The sequence below is a fragment of the Bradyrhizobium sp. FW305-F6 genome (genome assembly GCF_058782905.1).
This window is the reverse complement of record NZ_JBYSYD010000005.1, coordinates 309,986-327,446: the sequence shown is the minus strand read 5'-3', so window position 1 is coordinate 327,446 and position 17,461 is coordinate 309,986. Positions and strand designations below refer to the sequence as shown.

11 protein-coding genes, 1 pseudogene and 1 riboswitch are annotated in these 17,461 nt (G+C 65.1%); of the genes and pseudogenes, 6 read left to right on the top strand and 6 right to left on the bottom strand.

Annotated elements, in window-relative coordinates; translation table 11 throughout:
- Window positions 1-68: 68 nt before the first annotated feature.
- Together AC3WLX_RS29585 and AC3WLX_RS29580 are read right to left on the bottom strand one after the other, a co-directional pair.
- Window positions 69-3,374, bottom strand: a complete 3,306-nt coding sequence (locus AC3WLX_RS29585; protein WP_492338644.1) for an acetyl-CoA carboxylase family protein — start codon at window positions 3,372-3,374, stop codon at window positions 69-71.
- Window positions 3,375-3,817: 443 nt separating this feature from the next.
- Window positions 3,818-5,503: a methyl-accepting chemotaxis protein gene (locus tag AC3WLX_RS29580; RefSeq protein WP_492338643.1), complete on the bottom strand. Its 1,686-nt coding sequence runs from the start codon at window positions 5,501-5,503 to the stop codon at window positions 3,818-3,820.
- Between the two features lie 386 nt (window positions 5,504-5,889).
- Between AC3WLX_RS29580 and AC3WLX_RS29575 the strand changes: the two genes are divergently transcribed.
- Together AC3WLX_RS29575 and AC3WLX_RS29570 are read left to right on the top strand one after the other, a co-directional pair.
- Window positions 5,890-6,390 carry a hypothetical protein gene (locus tag AC3WLX_RS29575; protein WP_492338642.1) on the top strand — a complete coding sequence of 167 codons (501 nt, stop codon included), beginning with the start codon at window positions 5,890-5,892 and terminating at the stop codon, window positions 6,388-6,390.
- Window positions 6,391-6,401: 11 nt separating this feature from the next.
- The gene (locus AC3WLX_RS29570) at window positions 6,402-6,872 is read left to right on the top strand and encodes a hypothetical protein (protein WP_492338641.1); all 471 of its coding nucleotides are present in this window, start codon (window positions 6,402-6,404) and stop codon (window positions 6,870-6,872) included.
- A 3-nt stretch (window positions 6,873-6,875) separates the two neighbouring features.
- On the opposite strand, the gene AC3WLX_RS29565 is transcribed toward AC3WLX_RS29570, so the two are convergent.
- Complete coding sequence (locus AC3WLX_RS29565; RefSeq protein ID WP_492338640.1) at window positions 6,876-7,475, bottom strand: TetR/AcrR family transcriptional regulator; 600 nt, start codon at window positions 7,473-7,475, stop codon at window positions 6,876-6,878.
- Between the two features lie 154 nt (window positions 7,476-7,629).
- Here AC3WLX_RS29565 and AC3WLX_RS29560 point away from each other — a divergent pair, with 154 nt between their 5' ends.
- Window positions 7,630-8,007 (top strand): tautomerase family protein, encoded by a 378-nt coding sequence (locus AC3WLX_RS29560; protein WP_492338639.1) that lies wholly within the window; start codon window positions 7,630-7,632, stop codon window positions 8,005-8,007.
- A gap of 144 nt (window positions 8,008-8,151) precedes the next feature.
- Here the strand turns inward: AC3WLX_RS29560 and AC3WLX_RS29555 are convergent, their stop codons facing one another.
- The 3 genes from AC3WLX_RS29555 to AC3WLX_RS29545 form a co-directional block, all read right to left on the bottom strand.
- The gene (locus tag AC3WLX_RS29555; protein WP_492338638.1) at window positions 8,152-9,078 is read right to left on the bottom strand and encodes a CobW family GTP-binding protein; all 927 of its coding nucleotides are present in this window, start codon (window positions 9,076-9,078) and stop codon (window positions 8,152-8,154) included.
- A 3-nt stretch (window positions 9,079-9,081) separates the two neighbouring features.
- A complete protein-coding gene (locus AC3WLX_RS29550; protein ID WP_492338637.1) occupies window positions 9,082-10,572 on the bottom strand; it encodes an amidohydrolase family protein in 1,491 nt (496 codons plus the stop codon).
- A gap of 165 nt (window positions 10,573-10,737) precedes the next feature.
- The gene (locus AC3WLX_RS29545) at window positions 10,738-11,946 is read right to left on the bottom strand and encodes an alpha/beta hydrolase family protein (RefSeq protein WP_492338636.1); all 1,209 of its coding nucleotides are present in this window, start codon (window positions 11,944-11,946) and stop codon (window positions 10,738-10,740) included.
- Between the two features lie 301 nt (window positions 11,947-12,247).
- Window positions 12,248-12,443, top strand: a riboswitch (cobalamin riboswitch).
- Between the two features lie 104 nt (window positions 12,444-12,547).
- On the opposite strand from AC3WLX_RS29545, the gene AC3WLX_RS29540 reads away from it, so the two are divergent.
- The 3 genes and pseudogenes from AC3WLX_RS29540 to AC3WLX_RS29530 all read left to right on the top strand — a co-directional run bounded on the left by AC3WLX_RS29540 (window position 12,548) and on the right by AC3WLX_RS29530 (window position 17,444).
- On the top strand, window positions 12,548-14,824 hold the full coding sequence (locus AC3WLX_RS29540) for a TonB-dependent receptor (RefSeq protein ID WP_492338635.1): 2,277 nt from the start codon (window positions 12,548-12,550) through the stop codon (window positions 14,822-14,824).
- A gap of 2 nt (window positions 14,825-14,826) precedes the next feature.
- Window positions 14,827-16,268 (top strand): annotated as a pseudogene (locus AC3WLX_RS29535) (PepSY domain-containing protein).
- 189 nt (window positions 16,269-16,457) lie between these two features.
- Window positions 16,458-17,444: an alpha/beta hydrolase gene (locus AC3WLX_RS29530; protein ID WP_291621187.1), complete on the top strand. Its 987-nt coding sequence runs from the start codon at window positions 16,458-16,460 to the stop codon at window positions 17,442-17,444.
- Window positions 17,445-17,461 lie beyond the last annotated feature (17 nt).

Below are 17,461 nucleotides of genomic sequence, written 5' to 3'. Positions count from 1 at the left end.
CGCTTCTGCCCGGGCATGACGATGTGGATACAGACTGCCTCAGGCAAGGCCGATTTGCTGCACCGCCCTCACCACGTGTCGATGCATGGCCGCTTCTTCCCCGTCCGCGGCGGCGGCTTCGGCACCGTGCGGAGTCCCGCCATGATCCAGCGTCGGGTTTCGGCGGGGTCGATCACGTTGTCGATCTCGAACACGGAGGCGATCGAAACCGCCTTGCCGTTGGCGTAGAGCTCGGCGACCTTGTTGCGATAGTAGGTCTCGCGCTCCTCGGGGTCGGCGATCGCTTCCATCTCCTTGCGGAAGCCGAGGCGAACATAGCCTTCGAGGCCCATGCCGCCGAACTCACCGGTCGGCCAGGCCGCGGTGAAGAACGAGGCGTGGAAGCCGCCGCCGATCATCGACTGTGCGCCGAGCCCATAGCCCTTGCGCAGCACGATGCCGAACAGCGGCACGGTGAGGCTCGCCCCGGTCACGAACATGCGGGAAACGTGGCGCACGATCGCGGTCTTTTCGGCCTCGGGGCCGACCATGAAGCCGGGCGTATCGCACAGCGAGACAACAGGCAGATCGAAGGCATCGCAGAGCTGGAGGAAGCGCGCGGCCTTGTCGCCGGCATCGGCATCGATCGCGCCGCCGAGATGGCGCGGGTTGTTGGCGATCAGGCCGAACGGCTTGCCTTCGATGCGGATCAGCGCCGTGATCATGCCGACGCCGTAGTCACGGCGCAGCTCCAGCACGCTGTCCTTGTCGGCGACGAGGTCGATCACGCTGCGGATGTCGTAGACGCGCAGCCTGTTCTCCGGGATGGCGCGGCGCAGTAGGCGCTGATCGGCGGCCTCCCAGTCCGTCACCGCGCCCTGGAAATAGGACAGGTATTTCTGCGCGACTGACGTCGCCTCCTCCTCGTCCTCGACCAGGATGTCGATGACGCCGTTCGGCGACTGGAACGAGGCAGGGCCGACCTCGGCCGGGTGATAGACGCCGAGGCCGCCGCCTTCGATCATGGCAGGGCCGCCCATGCCGATGGAGGCGTTCTTGGTGGCGATGATCACGTCGCAGCAGCCGAGCATCGCCGCGTTACCAGCGAAGCAATAGCCGGAGACCACGCCAACCACCGGCACGAGGCCTGAGAGCCTTGCGAACTGCACGAAGGACGGCCCGTCGAGCCCGGTCATGCCGAGCCGGTCGGTGTCGCCCGGCCGCCCGCCGCCCCCTTCGGCATAGAACACCAGCGGCACGCGCCAATCTTCCGCCAGCGTCAGCATGCGGTCGATCTTCTTGTGGTTCATGTGGCCCTGCGTGCCCGCGAGCACGGTGTAGTCATAGGCCACGACGATGCAGCGTGCGCCCTCGGGGCCAAACTGCCCGGCGTTCACCGTGGCAACGCCCATGACGAGGCCGTCGGCGGGCGTGTTCTTGATGAGGTCGTCGAGCTTGCGCCGACGGCGCTGCGCCGCGATCGCGAGGCTGCCATACTCCATGAACGAGCCGTCGTCGACGAGCTGCGCGACATTCTCGCGCGCCGTGCGCTGGTTGGTGTTGCGGCGGCGCTCGACGGCGGCCGGACGGTTCTCGTCGCGCGTATTGGCCTGCCGCGCGATCAGCTCCGCGAGATCGGGACGGATGTGGTCGAGATCGATCTCGGCTTCCGAAGCCGTGCTATCGGCGGCAATGTCGAGCGGCTCCAGATACAGGATCGGCTCGCCATGCATCAGCGTGACGCCGTCGCCGGCAACGAGCTTCATGACTCGGCCGCCCTGCTCGGCCATCACTAGATGCTCCATCTTCATGGATTCGATCACGGCGAGTTGCTGGCCGGGGCGGACGATCTCGCCTTCCCTCACCTGGATGGTGACGATGGTGCCCTGCAAGGGCGCCGCGACCATCACCGCGCCTTCGGGCACCACTTGCGCGACATGTGTCTCAGCGCCGTGCGCGCCACTGCGTTCCGCCGCCGCGAAGTAAAGCGGCTTTGCCGCGCCGTCGGCGGCATCGACGAGCCTGGCGATGTTGCGATCGATGAAATCGGTCGCGATGCGGTTGGTCCTGAAATCGGGATGCGCGAGTACCGCCTGGAGGAAAGCGATGTTGGTGACGACGCCGTCGATCCGGAATTCGCGCAGGGCGCGCGAAGCCTTCGCAACCACGTCATGCCAGGCCTCGCCCGGCGTGTGCACGATGACCTTGGCCAGCAGCGAGTCGAAGGCCGCACTGGTCTTGTAGCCGGCATAGCCGAAACTGTCGACGCGCACCCCGGGGCCCGACGGCGGCTCGAACAATGCGAGCACGCCGCCTGTCGGATGCGTGGCGCCGGACACATCCAGCGTCTCCATGTTGACGCGTAGCTGCATGGCATGGCCGCGCGGCTTCGGGATCGATCCCTGCGCAAGACCGAGCGAAGCCAGCGTGCTGCCCGCGGCGACCGCGAGCTGGGCGCGGACCAGGTCGAGGCCGAGCACCTCTTCCGTGACGGTGTGCTCGACCTGGAGCCGCGGATTGGCCTCGATGAAGGCGAAGCTGTCCTCGGCCGTGCCGTCGACTAGAAACTCGAAGGTGCCGAGATTGTCGTAAGAGGCCGCAGCGGCCAGCTGCTTCGCGGCCTCGATGATGCGGCCGCGCAGCGCATCACTCAGCGAAGGGCTCGGCGCCACCTCGATCAGCTTCTGGTGACGGCGCTGGATGGTGCATTCGCGCTCCCAGAGATGGGAGATCGCGCCATGGCGGTCGCCGATGATCTGCACCTCGATATGGCGTGCCTGCCGGATCAGCCGCTCGGCATAGACGCCGTCGAAGCCGAACGCGGCCTTGGCTTCGGACTGGCAACGCGCATAGGCTTCGGAAAGATCGGACGCGTTCTCCACAACGCGCATGCCGCGGCCGCCGCCGCCCGCCATCGCCTTGATCACGATCGCCGCGTTGCTGCCGAGAGAGGTGAAGAACGCCGCAATCTCCTCCAGCGCGGACGGCCCGCTGGTGCCGGCGATGATGGGGACGCCGCAGCGTTTCGCCAGTTGCCGTGCCGCGACCTTGTCGCCGAACAGCTCGAGCGCCGTCGCCTTTGGACCGACGAAGGTGATACCTGCGTCGGAGCAGGCCTTTGCGAACGCGGCATTCTCGCTGAGGAAGCCGTAGCCGGGATGCACGGCATCGCAACCAGCGCTCTTTGCCGCCCTCACCACGGCTTCGATGTCGAGATAGGCCCGCGCGCCGCGGCCGGGGACTTCGACCGCCTCGTCCGCAACGCGCACATGAAGCGACAGCGCATCGTCCGCTGGATGGATCGCGACGGTCGCGATGCCCGCGTCGGCCGCCGCGCGTGCGATGCGAATGGCGATCTCGCCGCGATTGGCGATCAGGAGCTTCTTGAACGACATGCGGCGTCTCCATACCGCGCAACGACGCGCGGGTCGGCAGGTGAGATGACCCTGCTTCCGCACTTTAAGCGCAGTCGTCAAGAGTGAGGAGGCCGCTGCGCCGGTCGTTCCCGTCCGCCGGAATATGAGCCAGCCACGCGTGCCGTCATATGGCCGATCTTCCACGCGGCGGCAGACGGGATCCGAGCGATGGCCGGCACGTTGGAGAAAAGATTGCGCGCGGCCTCACCCAGCGCGATGACGGCCTCCGCGTGATCCTGCGACGCGGGACTCAGCCGCCACGCGTCGCACGCCGTCGCGCTCCCGCATCAGCTCTCGTCCATCGCCCTCAGCGAAGCGAACGGCGGTATGGATCGCAATCCCAACGGTTAGGACAGGGCGTCGATCTTCGCGACCAGCAACGGCGTCGTGGTCGCCACGTGCCTTTCGGGCAAGTTGCTCCCTCAGGCCGCGCGGACGGAGGACAGGAAAGAGGAGACCTTTTGCTTCAGGCTGCCGCTGTCGGCGGCAAGCGATTGGGCCGCGGACAAGACCTGCGACGAAGCGGCGCCTGTCTCCGACGCACCACGCTGAACGTCGGAAACGCCCGCGGACACCTGCTGGGTTCCGTGCGCAGCCTGCTGGACGTTGCGCGAGATTTCCTGGGTGGCCGTACCCTGCTCCTCGACCGCGGCGGCAATCGCGGATGCGATTTCCGAGAGGCCGCCGATCGTATCGCTGATCTCCTTGATCGCTGCGACGGATTCGCCGGTCGCTGTCTGCATTCCGTTGACTTGTTCGCTGATCTCGCCGGTGGCCTTGGCGGTCTGCTCCGCCAGCAGCTTCACCTCCGAAGCGACGACCGCGAAACCACGGCCTGCGTCGCCTGCGCGCGCAGCCTCGATCGTGGCGTTCAGCGCCAGCAGATTGGTCTGCGCGGCAATGCCGTTGATGAGCGCGACGATGTCGCCGATACTGCTCGCAGCTCGCGCCAGCTCGGTGACCCGCTCGTTGGTTTTGTTCGCCTGCGCGACCGCCTCGCCCGCCATACGGGCGGAGGTCTGCACTTGCCGGCTGATCTCCGTGATCGAGGAGCTCAGCTCTTCGGTCGCGGCGGCCACGGACTGGACGTTGGTCGAGGCTTCGCCGGAGGCGGCCGTCACCGTCCTGGCAAGCTCCTGGGACCTGTCGGCACTCGATGTCAGGGTCGCTGCGGAGTTCTCGAGGTTGCCGGCCGCCTGCGACACCGTTTCAATGATCGCACCGACCGCATGCTCGAAATCGTCGGCGAGCCGGTGCATGTCATGCCGTCGCTGGTCGGCGGTGTCCGATCGGAGCTTTTCCTGCTCGGCCCGCAGCTTCTCGCTCTCCACCATCCGATCGCGGAAATACATCGTGGCGCGCGCCATCTGCCCGACTTCGTCGGCCCGCTTCGCTTCGGGCAGCTCGATCGACAAATCGCCATCGGCCAGCGCCTGCATCGCAGCGCCGACGCCGCGAATGCTGCGGCTGACGGCGAACCCGACCAGCCCGACAAGACTGATGGCCGGAAGCGCGAGCAGCGCGATGATGCCGACGATCTTCCAGACCATGGCCATGAAGTCGGTCCAGATATCGTCGACGAAGACACCCGTACCGATGAAGATGTTCCAGGGTGCAAAGCCTTTGACGTAAGACAACTTCACCGCGGTGGTCGGATCGTCCTGCCGCAACGGCCAGTCGTAGGCATAGGTTCCCTCGTTCTTCTTGCGCACGATCTCGACCAGGGCCGGGATGACGGGAACGCCCTTGGCGTCCTTGATGCCCGAAACGTCCTTGCCCATCAATTTCGGACTGGGATGTGCGAAGCCCACCTGATCGTAGGTATGGGCAAACAGATATTCTTCACCGGAGTACCGGATCTTGAGCAGCGCATCCTTGAAGCGTGCCTGCGCCTCGTCCCGCGTCAGCTGGCCTGCCGCCGCAGCGGCCTCGTACTTTTGCGCAAGGCTATAGCCTGCCTCGACCATGGCTTTCAGGACATTGACCCTGTCCTGATACATCCGCTGGTACATCGACCACAGCGCGACGCCTGTCACGCAGCAGATCGCGACCGCCATGGCAAGCACGGCACTGAGAAGTTTGGAACGGATCGAAATCTGGTTCAGCACAGTCGTTCTCTCTGGAGATGGGGCGCGCAACACACGGATGGCGCATGCAATCAACTTGGGGGCGACTTGAGCATCGCTCGAATAGGCCTGATATGCCTCGATTCCGCTTAAGGTGTCGTAAACCGGATGCGCGCGCACCGGTTATGAGTGAATGTGCCGCAATATGGTACGGCCGCCCGCCGCATCCGCATGAACTGCCGCAGCAAAGAGCATGAGCCCGCTGCACATTCTTTGCGCACGTTTGAGCAGTACCGGCGTGTCCCCAACTCTAGAAGACCTCGATATCGGCCCTCGCAGCGTTGACTTGCGCGAGCCTGTGGCAGAACGATCGGCGCAGATCATCCGCGCCAGCTCTGGCGCGCTCGCAGCCAAAGGTCACAGGCTCAATGCATCATGCGACACATACCAGGCCCCTCGATCTCCCTACGCTGAGCGCGGCGGAGCGGCTCTTCATCTGGGGATTTCGGGCGAAGGCACGCAGCGGCGGCGCGGTCCCGACCGCCGCCGACATCCAGGAGGTGTACGACCATTTTCGCGTCGGCGACGCCGTGCTCTCGTTGGATTCCATCATCGAGGTCTTCGCGTGCACGGCGCATACGGCCATCGAAGTGCACTGCCCGACCTGCCCTCGGATGTCAGACAGCGAGCACGGGATCTTGCGGGCGATTGCCGCGGCCCAGCAGGACCGCGTCGATGTCGCGCGCGAGCAGTTCGAGCGCTGGCTGCCGCCGCTCGGCGCCGATTGGGCGCTCGCGCCGGTCCGGGGGCTTGCAACGATCTTCCGCATGGCCGGCCTCATCCTGCCCGACCGGCATGCGCAGTCTTTCGACCATCACCGGATCATGGCGATGAAGAGCTGGTTCGTGGGCAGTCCCACATTGCATTGACGAGATCGTTCATGATGCAGGATGCATGTGGGTCTGTGGCCGCGGACGCCGGCCAATCGCAGCCCTGTCCGCTCCAGGCCGCGCTGGCGACGCCACGGAGCGTCGAAGGCTGCGACGATTTCTGCCGCGTCGCGCTGTCGCTGCTCCGGTTCATCGGAGCAGCCTACGCGACCGGCGCCTCCGATTGCTGGGAGGCGGCCTATCGCTTTGCCGACGAAGCGCCCGGCATCGCCGACAGCCCACTGCTGGTCGCACGCGCCGCCGCTCTCGTCAGGATCCTGCGCGGCGGCCGGCCCTGCGAACTCTGCTTCATGCCGCCGTCCTGCAAGCGCCTGTCGAAGGACGAGGCGGAATTGATGCGGCTGCTGGCGATCGCACGCCGCCGGCAGCCGGGCGAGCTCGAATCCGTGGTCTGCCAGTTCGTCGGCTCCGGAAGCCAGGATGCGGCAACGCGCGCGGTCAACGCGCTTGCGCTGTGCTGATACCTATCCGCCTTTGCTGCCGAGCACGAGATCAATCGTGTGCGCGGCGATCTTGCGCAATTGGGGCTCGTCGTCGAACGCTCGCTCGAGCACGGCGAGGCCACGCGTCACGGTGACGATGTGCAGCGCCGCAGCCACGGGATTGCCGCTAAACTCGCCCCGCGCCGCGCCGGCCGTCAACGTGTTCTGAAGCAGTGCGGTGATGCGCGAGATCAGGCTCGCAAAAGCCAGGCGCGCCTTGTCATCGAGCCCCTCGCCCTCGGCGGCGCCGAGCTCCATGAGCCCGCGCGTCGTCGGACAGCCGCGCGGCGGCGTGCCCGAGCGGAAATTGGTGATGGTCAGATCGAAGAACGCGGTGAGGCGCTTGCGCAGAGAACCCGCCCCGAGCGCCTTTTCCAGCGCGGCGAGATAATCCCCCGCGTAGCGTTCATAGGCCTGCAGGAATAGCGCCTCCTTGCTGCCGAATGCGTTGTAGAGGCTTCCGCGCTGGACTTCCGCATCGCGGGCGATGTCGGACAGCGAGGTGCCGCGCACGCCCTTGCGCCAGAACTGGTCGAACGCGATGCGCAGCACCTCGTCATGATCGAATTCGCGCGGCCTCAAGCTTCCTCCACAAAGTATTTGACACGACGTCAAGAATCTGCTTTCTGGACATCGTGTCAAAAATTGATCGGGATTGATAGCCCTTTCCTCAATCGGCCAGCCGGCGGCGTTCACGGCGCCGTTCCGGTCGGGACCGCATGCAAAGGAACGCACGATGCCTCTCCTCCACATCTCGATGCGCGCCGGCAAGCCTCAGGCCTACCGGCAGGCGATTCTCGACGGGCTTTACCGCGCCATGCGCGAGGCCCTGAACGTGCCTCAGGACGACGCGTTCATGACCATTACCGAGCATGAGCCAGCGAATTTTCGCTGCGGCAATGCTTACGGCTTCGCGCGCAGCGACGACGCGTTGCTGATCCAGATCACCGTGTTCGCCTCGCGCACCACCGAGCAGAAAAAGGCGCTGTACCGGCGAATCGCCGACTTGCTCGGCGAGAGCCCGGGGATCCGGCCCGAGGACGTGTTCGTGAACGTGCTCGACGCGCCCAAGGAGAACTGGTCCGTCGGAAACGGCATCGCGCAATTCGCGTGAGCGTGCCGGGCGCGGAATTGCCGTGCCCTCTTGAGCATGACCGCTGGAAAGGTCTGACCCGGCCGGAAACCGCGCTGATCGGAGGGGGAGTGACATGGCCGCGTTCCGCGGGAGCTGGTACGCGTGCGATCGGTGCGGATCGCGCTACTCACCCACAACGCACGTCTCCATGATCGCATCGAGCTCCGCCTGCGACAGCACACCAAGCTCGGCAATGAAGACAATCCGCGTCCGCGGCACGTCTGTCACTGGCGCATCGCCGGGCGCCAGCGTGGCGCGGCCGGCGGCGAACTGAAATACCATCTGGCGGCCGGGCTGCTCGACGGTCTCGAACAGGCCTTTGGCGCGCGCGAGCTTCGGCGCAAGACGACTGATGGCCTGCTGCAAGCGGGGCAGCGACACCGGCTTGTCCGAGGTCCAGCTCAGTGTTTCGAAGCGCTCCTCCGCCGGCCGGCGAGGACCGGGATCACGTGGCGGCGCGCGATCGACGTTCCCAGGGAACAGCAGCGCGGCAGCAATCTCGCCGTGGTTCGCATCGACCACCACGGCAGGTACGCGCTGCGCGCGGATGGCATCGCGCATCCGCGCTCCTGCTCCATCGTCCGCCAGATCCAGCTTGCTCAGCGCCACGATATCGGCGACGCGGAGCTGCGACCGGTGCAGCGCATCCTCGAGGGCAGCCGGCGGCGCGGTCGCGTCCATCACGCAGAGCACCGTCTCCAGCGGCGCCTCGCGCAGGATCACCGGATCCATCAGGTTGCGCACGATGTCGGCGGGATCGGCGACGCCGCTGGTCTCGATGACGATGTATTCCGGCTTGGGATCACGCCGCAGCAATGTCGAGAGCGTGCGCAACAGATCGCCCTCGAGCGAGCAGCAGATGCATCCATTGGCGAGGCTGACCACGCCCTCGCTGGCGCCAGCGATCAGCTCCGCATCGATGTTGATGGCGCCGAAATCGTTGACCACGGCGGCGATGCGCCGTCCCTCTGCGTGCGCCAGCAGATGATTGACGACCGTGGTCTTGCCCGCCCCCAGAAAGCCGGTGACCAGCAGAATGGGGACCGGCATGGGTCAGCTCGCGACCACGGGACGGCGCACGGGTTTTCCCGGCCGCGCCTCGACGTCGAGAATGCCGTCGCGGATCAGCACCTGGCCGCTGACGACCAGATGCCGTACCCCTTCGGACGCACGGTTCATCGCAGTGAAGGTCGCGCGATCCGAGAGCTTCTCGTAGTCGAACACGACGATGTCGGCATCCGCGTCCTTTGCAAGCCGGCCCTTGGCGCGCATCGCGGGCGTGCTCTGTGACAGGATCTCCGCCGGGATCAGCGCGCATTTGCGCACGCCTTCCAGCAGCGACACGGCCTTGCGCTCGCGCACCCATTCGCGGATGAATTTCGTGAAGCAGCCGGCCGAGCGCGGATGCGAGGTGGCGTCATCCGGCAGCGGCCAGGCCTCGCCGGTGTAGGTGGTGCCGTCGGAGAGCGTCCACGGCATCGCGTCGGAGGCGATCGCGCCGCCGGGATAGAGCACCGACATGTCGAGCAGGTCGCGGTGATGCGCGTTGTTCTCGGTGTCGAGGATGTGCCAGAGCACCAGCGAGGACGGCTCCTCGGCCTGCGCCTTGAGCAGCTCCTCGCGATCGTGGAAGCGATAGCCGTCGGTGACGCGCTGCACGGAATCGTATCCGGTGCCGTTGCGCTCGACGAACTCCGGGTCGCTGAAGAAGGCGGCGGCCAGCACCGTCGAGCCGGTGCCGTAGGGGTAGGCCTCGACGGTGATCGGCAGGCCCTGTCCTTGCGCCTTTTCGATCAGCGCGCGGCAGCGCTCGACGTCGGTCTTGCTCGACGAATTGAAGTGGCAGATGTGCATGTGCGCGCCGGTGGCGCCGGCATAGCCGATCAGGCGGATATAGGCTTCCGCCGCGCTCTCGGGGTCGATGCGCGACATGAAGGCGACATGGGTGAAGGTCGGCACGTCCTTGGCTGCAGCCAGCTGGCACACCGCCGTCAGCTCCTGCACGCCGGCACCCGGCGCATACGCGTTGAGGATGCCGATGCCGATGCCGCCCTCGTTCAGGCCGCGCGATAGGCGCTCCAGGATACCGGCGACCTCCGAATCGGTCGCGACATTGTCGATCCAGCGGCGGTCGCGCATGGCAGCGCCGAATGCTTCCAGCGAGCTCTCCGCATTGGAGCCGGTCATCGCGCCGATGCGGGCAAAGGCCCAGTTGGTGGCGGCGCCGTAATTCAGCACGCGCCCCTTCCTGGCCTGCCGTTCATACCAGGACGCAACCGGCAGCACGCCTGCCTCGAGATCGAGCGTGGTGGTCACGCCGTCGAACGCCTGCATGCGGTCGGCCGGGACCGACTGGCCATGCGCATGCAGATCGATGAAGCCGGGCGCGACGACGAGCCCGGTTGCGTCGATCACCCGCTCTGCGCCGCCGAGCGAGGCGCCGACCGCGGCGATCCTGCCGTCTACCACCGCGACGTCGCCGATGGCATCCATCCCGCTGGCTGGATCCACCACCCGGCCGCCAGAGATCACCAAGCCGCTCATTTAGTCACTCCGAAAAGCTATTGCAAAAAGCCTCCAAAGGCCCGGCAGCAGCTCCGGAGGCCGAGACCGGCCGCTTGGCGCCCAGTCCCGGCGCGCATGATGCAGATTTTCAGGAAGCCGACCACCTCTGTCGATGCCGATGCATCATGCGTATTCGCGCGCGCGTCACAGCCCGTCGAACCAGGATTTCCATTTCGGCACCGCCGTGGCGAAGGTGCCGCGATGGCTGGTGCTGCCGGTCGAGACCGCCTCCACCGCCTGGTTGCCACTGCCGATTGCACGCTGATAGGTCATGGCGAGCTGACCCAGCCCGACGCTGATGGCTTCGTCGCTTTCACCGTAATAGTTGCGGACCGGGCTCTTGACGATCCAGCGATACGCCTGGGTCTGCGCGACCAGGCGCCCGTAGGCTGATGCGGCGAAGAACTGCGGATCGAAATAGTCTGCGCGGATCAGCTTGTGCAGGTCGGTGGGGACGTCGGCCGGATTGAAGGGTTCGCGCATATAAGCCTTGCGCGCCACGTCGTAATAAGCATCCGCGATCAGCGAGCGCGCGAGCCCCGGCACGCCGTAGTAATTCTCGAAGGAGAACGCCGTCAGGATGAACAGCGAATTCACCCAGCTCGCATCGTTCTTGCGCGGGAAACTGAGAAAGCCGTTGAGCGCGACGAACGCGTCGACCGGCGCGCTCGCGGTTGCGGCGGCGTCGACCTTGACGCCCGATTGCTCGAGCTTTTCGAGCATGGCCATGGTCACGAAACCGCCTTGCGACCAGCCGGCGAGGAACAGCTTGGTCGTGGTGAGCTTGAGGTGATCGAGCACGGCGCGGCTCGCCGTCAGCATGTCATAGGTCGCCTGCTGATGGCTCGCCTTCACCATGTAGCCTTCCGGCTCGGCCGACGTGCCGAGCCCGAAATAGTCGGCGCCGATCACGATATAGCCCTGGCCGGCGAACTGGGCGATCATCAACTGCGTTTCCGGCGATTGCTGCGGAAAGGACGGAACCTCCTGCTTTCCGTAGACCGTGCCGTGCTGGTACGACACCAGCGGCAACGAGGTGCCGCTGTCCTCGGGGATCGCCAGCAATCCGGACGCGATTGTCGGCTTGTTGCCGCGCTCGGGTATGACGGACGAATAGGTCACGCGATAGAGCCGAACGGCATTGCGCGCCGGGCTATAGGCTGTCGTGATCCCGGCGAAGGCGGGCGTATCGACCTTCAGAATCTTGTTGAGCTGATCGGCATCCCAGCGCGCAACGCGCTGATATGCGATACTGGCTGATAGTTTGACGACTTCGCCCTCCTGCGCCTGGGCGGAAACCCCCACGAGGAGTTGAAGGAGAAGCAGGAGAGAAAAACGCCAAGCCGATTTCATGCAAGCGACCCGTGGAACGAGACGGTAACAGGCCTACAGAGGTTAGGTTGAAATTGTGTTGCCTTGGGCGTCACGCAATTCGAAAACCAGCCCGTCCGTGCGGTATTGTCGAACTCGGTCGCGACACGCATCCGCGATCTCGCGACCTCGCTGCCCGAGTCTTGCTGGTCTCCAGGTAAGGCCGCGCGCCGGACTGGGTGACAGGAAATTGGTGTATCGCCTGCCGATCGATGCGTCGCCGATGACGGTGGGACGCGCTGATCTGTGTCGGGTCAGCCAGTTGACAGCCCTTTGCAAATAAAACTAGGGTGACTGCGACGGTTCTCCTTCGGGGGATCAATAGGGAATACGGTGCGGGGATTTCCCCAATGCCGTGGCTGCCCCCGCAACTGTAAGCGGTGAGCCTTCGCCAAACGCCACTGGGCCTGCGGGCTTGGGAAGGCGGCGACAGGCAACGACCCGCGAGCCAGGAGACCTGCCGTCAGTCGTGGTCACACGCGAGCACATTGGGCGGGGTGTCCTGGTGAGTGTTGAGCTGTCTTCTTGAGGCAGCGGCCAAACTGCGTTCGCGGTGACGTGCCACGTTATCGCGAGTCGATAGATGATCTCCCGCATAGTTTTCGCGCCACGACATCGCCGCGCGTTGCTCCGTTCAGTTGCATTCTCCTGCCTCATATTGTCGACGGACGGCTGGGCACAGTCGGAAAGGCCGGCCCAGACGCTCGATCCTGTCGTAGTGCAGCCGCCAGCGGCGCCGCCGAATGCTCGCAGCACCCGGCGTAGCGATGCAACGCGCCCCTCGCGCTCTCGTCATCAGCAGCGAAGCGTAGCTTCGGACACGCGTGCTCCGACGGCCGACCGGACGGGTCCCGCGTTCGCCGCACCCACGCTCAATCTCACCGGCGCGAGCACCGCCGGCAGCCGGCTCGGGCTGACGCGGCTGCAGACGCCGGCCAGCGTGGAGGTGATCTCTGCCGAAACCATCGCCGAACGCGGCCAGGAGGACATCTTGGACGCGGTGACGCAAAACGCCGTCGGCTTCACCGCGAGCCCGGCACCGGGCAACGGCGGGGTCTCGTTCAATACCCGCGGCTTCACGGGCCTTGGGTCCGTCATGACGCTCTATGACGGCACCCAGCTTTACATCGGCGCCGGCACGGTCACCTTTCCGTTCGACACATGGTCGACCGAGCGCATCGAGGTGCTGCGCGGCCCTGCATCGGTGATGTATGGCGCGGGTGCGGTCGGCGGCGCCATCAACATCGTGTCGAAACTGCCGTCCTGGATCCCTCGCAACCAGGCCGAAATCTCGCTGGACAGCAACATGAGACGGCGAATTGCGGTCGACAGTGGCGGTCCGATCAGCAAGGACGTCGCCTATCGCATCACCGCTACCGGCAACATGTCGGATGGATGGGTCGATCGTGACAACACCTCGAACGTCGCGCTTCATGCCGTGGTCCAGGTCAAACAGAACGAAGACGTCACTTGGACACTGTCCACAGACTACGGCGACCGCAACCCGTCGCGCTACTTCGGCACGCCGCTGATCAACGGCAGGCTCGAAGAGTCGCTACGCTTCAAGAACTACAATGTCAGCGACAGCCACATCCGCTACCAGGACAGCTGGAACCAGGTGAAGACCGATTGGCAGGTCGCCGATGGAATCTCGATCCACAACACGCTGTACTACTTGAACTCCAAGCGGCACTGGAAGGACGTCGAAAGCTACGCCTACAATCCCGCTACCGGCCTCATCAACCGAACCAGCTATATCGAGATCTTTCACGATCAGCAGCAGGTCGGCAACCGCATGGACGCGAAATTCCGCGGGCATGTCCTTGGGATGGCCAACGAGTTCCTGGCGGGCTTCGACGTCAACAGCATCGATTTCACCCACACCAACAATTCACCTTATGGCGGCTCGTCGTCCGTCAACCCCTACAGCTTCGATCCAGGCGTCTTCAACAGCCCGAACCCCACCATTCCCGGTTACGGCAGCGTGACCAATCAATACGCTTTGTTCGCCGAGAACCGGCTCTCGGTCACCGAGCAGCTATCCATCATCGCTGGCGTTCGACAGGATGAACCGACGATCACGCGCACCGACTATGTCACGCCCGCGAACAGTTTCGAAAAATCGTTCTCCTCGACGACATGGCGCGCCGGCGCGGTCTATACACCCGTCAAGGACCTCGCTTTCTATGGCCAGTATGCCACGGCGGTCGATCCGGTCGGAGGCCTGATCTCACTGTCGTCCGCCAACAAGAATTTCGACCTTGCCACCGGCAGACAGATCGAGATCGGCGTGAAGCAATCGTTCTGGGGCGGCCGCGGCGAATGGACCTTGGCCGGCTATGAGATCGTGAAGAACAACCTGCTGGCCCGCGATCCCAACATTCCCTCGCTGACGGTCCAGGTCGGCCAGCAATCATCGCGCGGCGTCGAAGCTTCAGTTGGTTTTCTGCTCGACTATGGCTGGCGGATCGATGCCAACACCGCGTTCCTGCGCGCGAGGTATGACGACTTCGTGCAGTCGGTCGGCGGCGTCGCGGTGAATTTTGCCGGCAATGTCCCGGTCAATGTCCCGCAGACCGTCTCCAACATCTGGGCGACCTGGGCCTTTGCGCCGAACTGGTCGGTCAATGCCGGCGTGCAGATCGTCGGCAAGACCTACGCGGACAATGCCAACACGATGACGCGCCCAGCCTACAACATCGTCAACGCCGGTGTGCAGTGGAAGCCCGATCTCAACACCACCGTGTCGTTCCGCGTGTACAATCTGTTCGATGAGGTCTACACCACGTCGGGCGGCACGACCCAGTGGCTGCTCGGCATGCCGCGCACGGCGCGAGTCGCAGTCAACGTGAAGTTCTGACCGTGTCGCGCGTGAAACGCACACTCCGGCGGTGGCTGTATATCGGCCACCGCTGGGTCGGAATCGTCACCTGCCTGTTCTTCGCCATGTGGTTCATCTCCGGCGTGGTGATGATGTACGTCGCGTTTCCAGGCCTTTCCGAAAAGGAGAAGCTGGCAGCGCTCCCTGACATTCAGTGGGCGAGAGTGACGCTGTCGCCGGACGACGCAATGAAGGCGGCGGGAGCGACGCAGTATCCACGCGACCTGCGGTTGTCCATGCTGGCGGACGAACCCGTGTATCGGATCACCGGCTGGGACGGCAGGCGGCAGGCGATCTCCGCCGCCGACGGCCGCGTCATCACGGGTGTTTCCGAACAGCAGGCGCTCGCGGTTGCGCAGCATCATCCCGCGAGCAGATCGCCGCACCTCGAAGAAATGGTCGACCGCGACCAATGGAGCGTAACGGCGCGTTACGATCCGCTGCGCCCGCTCTACCTCATCGGGCTCGGCGACGATGCCGGCACCAGGCTCTATGTGTCCTCGCGCTCCGGCGAGATCGTACTCGACACCAACCGCACCGAGCGTGTGTGGAACTGGCTCGGCTCGATCCCGCACTGGATTTACCCGACCGTCTTGCGCAAGGATGGCCCGTTGTGGCGGCTCGTCGTACTCTGGATCTCCGGCATCTGCCTCATCGTCGGTGTCACCGGAATCTGGATCGGCATCCTTCGCGTACGGCTGAAGCGGCGCTATGCGAGCGGCAGGATCACGCCCTATCGTGGCTGGATGGCGTGGCACCACGTCACGGGCCTGATCGCAGGCATCTTCGTGCTGACCTGGATGTTCTCCGGCTGGCTTTCGCTCAATCCCGGCGACTATTTCACGGGTCGCAACACGGGCCGCGAGGTGCTGCAACGCTATGCCGGTCATGATGCGCCGACGATTGCGACGAAGTCACCTACGCCGCAACTCTCCGTGGTCGAAGCGCGCTTCGTCTGGCTCGATGGCAGCCCGATGATGATCGCCGCATCGCGTGACGGCACGCAGAGGCCGCTGGACGTGGCGTCGGGCCAGACGACCGCAATTACGCAGGATCGCCTCTGGACCGCCGCAGCGAAACTGCTGCCGCTAGCCCGCGTGGCGGAGCGGACGGTCCTCGAAGAATACGATGCTTACTGGTATGCGCATCATCACCACCGCGAGTTGCCGGTTCTGCGCGTCGTGTTCGATGATGACGCGAAAACATGGTTTCACATCAGCCCCGTCACCGGCGACATCATTGGCCGCGCAGACAGCAGCCGTCGAACATATCGCTGGCTGTTCAACGCGCTGCACAGTTTGGATTTCGCCTGCTGCTGATGTATCGCCCGGCCTGGGACGTCGTGGTGTGGCTGCTCTCGATTCTTGGCACCATCGTCTCGGTGAGCGGTGTCGTCGTCGGCTGGCGCTATCTGCGCCGTTGAAGCAGATTGCCGGTCGCCGCAGGTTCCGGACGACTCACGCTGGCGCCGTGATCATGATCCACTGGAAGCAGCTCCGCCGTCTTCTCGCCCCCATTGTCATTCAGGAGCTGTGTGGGGCGGCGTTATGGTGGGCAAAGTTCCCGAAGGTTCCTTGTGATCGTCCGACCTCTTCTACGACGCGACTCCAACTTGATTTCGCGCCGGGCTCTCCTCGGCGGATTCCTGTCGGCAGGGAGCGCGCTTGCGCTCGGCGGATGCGCCGGGCTCGGCGCGACCGGCGCGCGCTACGACGCATCGTCCCTTTCCGCCGATCCCACGTTGCTCGTCACCACCACGCGCAAGCCCGTGAACGGCGGCCGCACCAAACCCTGGTTCGGCCCGGAGCGCGCGACCAGCATGACTGTCGCGCAGGTGAAGCTGTCGGCGCCGGACGAGAGCCGCCTTTCCCTGGCCTCTGTCGGGCTTGGCACCTGGCGACTCGATCGTGTCGAACCGGTGCCGGCCGATGCCGGCGATCTCGCGGCGCAGGCGGGCGAAGGAGACGTGCTGATCTACGTCCACGGCTTCAAGCAGACATTCGAGACGGCCGTGTTGGATGCCGCTCATCTCTCAGACGGCATCAGGTTCCGCGGCCGGACCATGGCGTTCTCCTGGCCCTCCAGGGCAGGATTGTTCGACTACGCCTACGACCGCGACAGCGCGATGTGGTCCCGCGACGCTTTCGAACGCGTGCTCTCCTCGCTCGTGTCGTCGCCCGGCGCCGGCCGCGTGCATATCGTCGCGCACAGCATGGGAACCATGCTGACGCTGGAAAGCCTGCGTCAGCTCTACGGCCGCTATGGCGATACGGTCACCAGCAAGATCGGCGGCGTCGTGTTTGCCGCGCCCGACATAGACATGGATGTGTTCTCGTCTGCGGTTCAGCGCATCGGCCCCCTCGCCGGCAAGATCACCGTGATCGCCTCGACCAACGATCGCGCTTTGGCGCTGTCGGGGCAGCTCGCAGGCGGCATGACCAGGGTCGGCGCCGCAGAGAAAGCCGCGATCGCGCGGCTCGGCGTGCGCGTGGTCGATGCCTCGGCGGAAGGCTGGGGCATCATCAACCACGACCTGTTCCTGTCGAATGCGGAAGTGCAGCGGGTGATCCGCCGTTCGATCGACGGCACGACGGCGTGAGAGAGCGGATGCGCTGC